Source organism: uncultured Jannaschia sp. (assembly GCF_947494055.1).
Taxonomy (GTDB): Bacteria; Pseudomonadota; Alphaproteobacteria; order Rhodobacterales; family Rhodobacteraceae; genus Jannaschia.
This window is the reverse complement of sequence record NZ_CANLTR010000095.1, coordinates 1-4,347: the sequence shown is the minus strand read 5'-3', so window position 1 is coordinate 4,347 and position 4,347 is coordinate 1. Positions and strand designations below refer to the sequence as shown.

Below are 4,347 nucleotides of genomic sequence, written 5' to 3'. Positions count from 1 at the left end.
ACCAGCCCGGCCGCACGCTGCGCCGAGCCAAAGGCTCCGCGCGCGGCCTCCTACACCACAGGGTGGGACACTATCTTCCTCTTCGTTTTTGGCCGCGTCAGGTCCCGTGTTCGAGAAAGGCCAATTACGTGATAAGACGTGCAAGGAAGGCGATCCGCAAGTCGTCTGGCTGGTGAGCCTTCGCTGTCGAAGCATGTACAATACATCGCGGGACGCGCGCCGGCCGGTCGGTAACGAAGCCGCCTCAGGTCCGCAGGGGGTCCAGATAGATAACCGGCGCATGGGTCACGAGGGACCGGACGCGCTCGATCCGCATAGAAGCCCGCTGCTCGGAGGCTTGCAGATGCGCGCCGAGCAGGTTCGCCGCCCGCGCCGTGTCCCCCTCCAGGATTGCATGGAGGATCGCAAGATGCTCGCGCAGGAACGGCTCCTCGTCGAAGAGCCGGGCGGTGAGGCGGTAGAAGAAGCGAGGCGCGAGCAACAGGACCTGGTACTGCTGCAGCGCGGATCGGTCAGATCCCTGCGAACGAGGAGATCGGCTCCGTCACGGCCCCTCTCGGGACATCGCTACGCGATGCCCTGCCGGGCAGCGGACGGCGCCTACGATACTCGCGGTTGCCACGATGCTATCGCCAACCGCGGCGCCCATGCCGTCATTCCGCCCCGCAAGAACGCGCGGTCGTGGAAGCCGGACACCGCCGGTGCCATCGCCCGAAACGAAGCCGTGCGGGCGTCGAAGTACCTGGGTCGATCCCTCTGGCGACGCCTGACCGGATACCACCGCCGCAACCGCGTCGAGACGAAGATGCATTGCATGAACCGAAGGTCCGCGCAGCGAAACTATTGGGTCAGCGCCTCATGGCGCGCGATTTCGATCGACAGGTCGCCGAACTCCAGATCCGCATTGCCGTGCTCAACCGCTATACCGCCCTCCGCATCCCCGTCACGAAACCCGCAGGATAAGTCTGTCCGGGGAAAGGGGCAGTCCGTCCGGCAATCAGGCCATGCAACAGAGCCCGATGAACCGAGATTCCGGCACGATGCGAGGTCGGATGATGATCCGCAGCGGCCGGATCACCGCTCGAAACTCCTTGTACACGGCAGCCGTGGTCGCGGTTCGCTGGAACCGCAATCTCGCGGCTTTCTATGGTCGACTGAGGCAGGCGGGCAAGCCGTTCAAGGTCGCGATCACCGCCGCCATGCGGAAGCTCCTGCTGCTTGCCAACACGCTGCTGAAAGAGGACCGGGCCTGGTCGCCCACGCCGCCCTAGACCGGCCGTTCGTTATGCCAAGTTGAAAAATCCACAATGCCGATAAAGCTACTACCCACGCAAGGAAAACTTGACTGCGCCATACATATCCATATTACATGAAATATGGATACTAATGCTGCTCTTTCTGCCTTTGCTGCCCTGAGCCAGCCGACGCGGCTCGATACGTTGCGCCTTCTCATCAAAGCCGGACCGGACGGCATGACCGCCGGCCGGATCGGTGAAGTGCTGGAAGTTCGGCAGAACACTCTGTCAGCCAACCTGACGGTGCTTCGCAATGCGGGGCTGGTACGCAACGTCCGGGAGGGGCGGTTGATCCGCTACTACGTTGATTTTGAAGGGGTCTCCGGACTGTTGCGCTTTCTGCTCGAGGATTGCTGCGGAGGTGAACCCGCACTCTGTCAGCCGCTGATCGACGACATTGCCTGCGCCTGCTGACGGCGGGACCAAACTGGAAGATACCTCATGACCGATGCAACGCAGAGTGCCCCCTCTCCGATGGGGTCTTTCGAACGCTGGCTCTCGCTGTGGGTGGCGCTGGCCATCGTGGCGGGGCTGGTACTTGGCTCGCTGGCCCCCGGGTTCTTCGAGGCCGTCGCCGCGGCGGAGGTCGTCTCGATCAATCTCGTCGTCGCGGTGCTGATCTGGGCGATGGTCTACCCGATGATGGTCGGCGTCGACTTCGGGGCGGTCGCGCAGGTGGCGAAGCAGCCGCGGGGGCTGATGATCACGCTGGTGGTGAACTGGTTGATCAAGCCCTTCAGCATGGCGGCGCTGGCGGTGCTGTTCCTCGAAGTCGTCTTCGCGCCTTTCATCGCGCCTGAAGATGCAGCGCAATACGTGGCGGGGCTCATCCTGCTGGGCGCCGCGCCCTGCACGGCGATGGTCTTTGTCTGGTCGCAGCTCACCCGCGGGGACGAGACCTATACGCTGGTGCAGGTCTCGGTGAACGATCTGATCATGATCGTCGCCTTCGCACCCATCGTTGCGTTCCTCCTCGGCGTGACCGAGATCGCGGTGCCGTGGGAGACGCTACTGCTCGCAACGGTTCTCTACGTTGTGCTGCCACTCGTTGCGGGGTTCCTGACCCGGCAGGCGCTCGGAAGCCGCGACCGGATTGACGCCTTCACCGCCCGGATCAAGCCGCTCTCGGCCCTCGGGCTGATCGCCACGGTGGCGATCCTGTTCGGCCTGCAGGGCGGCGCGATCCTGGAGCGGCCGCTGGTCATCGCCATGATTGCGGTGCCGATCATCATCCAGAGCTACGGCATCTTCGCGCTGGCCTACGGTTCCGCCTGGGCGATGCGCGTGCCACACCGGATCGCGGCGCCCTGCGCCATGATCGGTACGTCGAACTTCTTCGAGCTGGCCGTCGCCGTCGCCATCAGCCTCTTCGGCCTGAACTCGGGTGCGGCGCTCGCCACCGTCGTGGGTGTGCTCGTCGAGGTGCCGGTGATGCTGTCGCTCGTAGCCTTTGCCAATCGAACCCGCAGCCGCTTTGCCGGAGCCTGACCCATGGTGATTATCTACCACAATCCCGCCTGCGGCACCTCGCGCAACACGCTCGCTATGATCCGTCGATCCGGCGTCGAGCCCGAAGTGATCCTTTATCTCGAGACGCCCCCCTCGCGTGAACGGCTCGAGGCGCTGATCGCTGCGATGGGGATTGCTCCCCGCAACCTGCTGCGCCGTAAGGGCACGCCCTACGACGATCTCGGGCTCGACAATCCGGACCTGACGGATGTCGACCTGATCGACGCGATGATGGCGCATCCGATCCTGATCAACCGGCCCATCGTGGTGGGCCCGAAGGGAACGCGCCTGTGCCGCCCCTCCGAAGAGGTTGTGAAGGTTCTCGACAACCCAAAGATCGGGTCTTTCACCAAGGAAGACGGCGAGGTGGTGCGACCGTGACCCCCGTTCCCGATCTGCCCAACATCGACGCCGACCACCTGCACGCCATCGACCCTGCGGTCTACGCCGCACCTGGAGACGACGGGCATGCGCCGCGCATCCTGATCCTCTACGGCTCGCTGCGCGAACGCTCCTTCTCCCGCTTCGCCGCGGAGGAGGCGGCACGGGTGCTGCGCTGGTTCGGCTCGGAGACCCGCGTCTTCGACCCGACAGGCCTGCCGTTACCCGATGGTGCACCGGAGGATCATCCCAAGGTCGCGGAGCTTCGCAATCTCGCAACATGGTCGGAAGGCATGGTCTGGTCCTCGCCCGAGCGCCACGGGGCCATGACGGGCGTCATGAAAAGCCAGATCGACTGGATCCCCCTCTCCCTCGGGGGTGTGCGCCCCACGCAGGGCAAGACGCTTGCACTCATGCAGGTCTGTGGTGGGTCGCAGAGCTTCAATGCGGTGAACCAGATGCGCATTCTCGGCCGATGGATGCGCATGGTCACGATTCCCAACCAGTCCTCCGTTCCCAGGGCATGGGACGAGTTCGACGACGCCAGCCGGATGCGCCCCTCGCCGCTCTACATGCGCATCGTCGACGTCATGGAGGAGCTCGTGAAGTTCACCCTGATGACGCGTGTCCGCTCCGAAGCTCTGACCGATCGCTACTCGGAGCGGGTCGAGAGTGCGGAAGCCTTGTCAAAGAGGGTGAACCAAGGGCGGATTTGATGCGCCAGGAGTGAAGATGGGCTCGGACACTACCGCGCCGCCTGGCCGGACCTACGATACTCGGAGGTCTCCGGTCCGGTCAGGCTCATCACACGACTTCAGGTCTTGTGCATCAAGACAGCTGCTCTCCCTTCGAGACGACCAGCACGAAACGCGCATGGCAACCGGCCCTTCGATCCCGGGCAGCATCCCGAGCCTTGCGATGAGGTAATCGCTCAATCTCGCCGTGCAGTTCAAACGTTCGTAGAGCAAAGATTGTAACTCAAAATTAACTAAACTTTACGATAGGTTGCGGGACATCATTTCGTAATCTGCATCTCGCTACATCAATCCCCTGTAGCCCGCATGGCCGGTGGTGATCGTCGATACGTAAGCGGGAGCTGGGCCCCACGCCGGTTTCAGCTTGACGGATTGAAGTTCCAGGGGAGGAGTTCGTCGATCCGGCT

General features: G+C 63.4%; 6 protein-coding genes and 1 pseudogene. 6 read left to right on the top strand and 1 reads right to left on the bottom strand.

Annotation, left to right across the window (positions count from 1 at the left end):
• Positions 1-244: 244 nt before the first annotated feature.
• Positions 245-484, bottom strand: coding sequence for an FCD domain-containing protein (locus Q1A87_RS22955; protein WP_363323060.1), 240 nt, complete (start codon positions 482-484; stop codon positions 245-247).
• 23 nt (positions 485-507) lie between these two features.
• On the opposite strand from Q1A87_RS22955, the pseudogene Q1A87_RS22950 reads away from it, so the two are divergent.
• From Q1A87_RS22950 to arsH, 6 genes and pseudogenes are all read left to right on the top strand, one after another.
• Positions 508-963 (top strand): annotated as a pseudogene (locus Q1A87_RS22950) (transposase); the annotation flags it as partial.
• A 41-nt stretch (positions 964-1,004) separates the two neighbouring features.
• A complete protein-coding gene (locus Q1A87_RS22945; protein WP_299842747.1) occupies positions 1,005-1,271 on the top strand; it encodes a transposase in 267 nt (88 codons plus the stop codon).
• Between the two features lie 105 nt (positions 1,272-1,376).
• Complete coding sequence (locus Q1A87_RS22940; RefSeq protein WP_299657020.1) at positions 1,377-1,709, top strand: helix-turn-helix transcriptional regulator; 333 nt, start codon at positions 1,377-1,379, stop codon at positions 1,707-1,709.
• A gap of 27 nt (positions 1,710-1,736) precedes the next feature.
• Positions 1,737-2,783, top strand: a complete 1,047-nt coding sequence (arsB, locus tag Q1A87_RS22935) for an ACR3 family arsenite efflux transporter (protein WP_299657017.1) — start codon at positions 1,737-1,739, stop codon at positions 2,781-2,783.
• 3 nt (positions 2,784-2,786) lie between these two features.
• Positions 2,787-3,185 (top strand): arsenate reductase (glutaredoxin), encoded by a 399-nt coding sequence (arsC, locus tag Q1A87_RS22930; RefSeq protein ID WP_299657014.1) that lies wholly within the window; start codon positions 2,787-2,789, stop codon positions 3,183-3,185.
• Positions 3,182-3,901, top strand: a complete 720-nt coding sequence (arsH, locus tag Q1A87_RS22925) for an arsenical resistance protein ArsH (protein WP_299657011.1) — start codon at positions 3,182-3,184, stop codon at positions 3,899-3,901. The genes arsC and arsH overlap by 4 nt, the downstream gene beginning before the upstream one ends.
• Positions 3,902-4,347 lie beyond the last annotated feature (446 nt).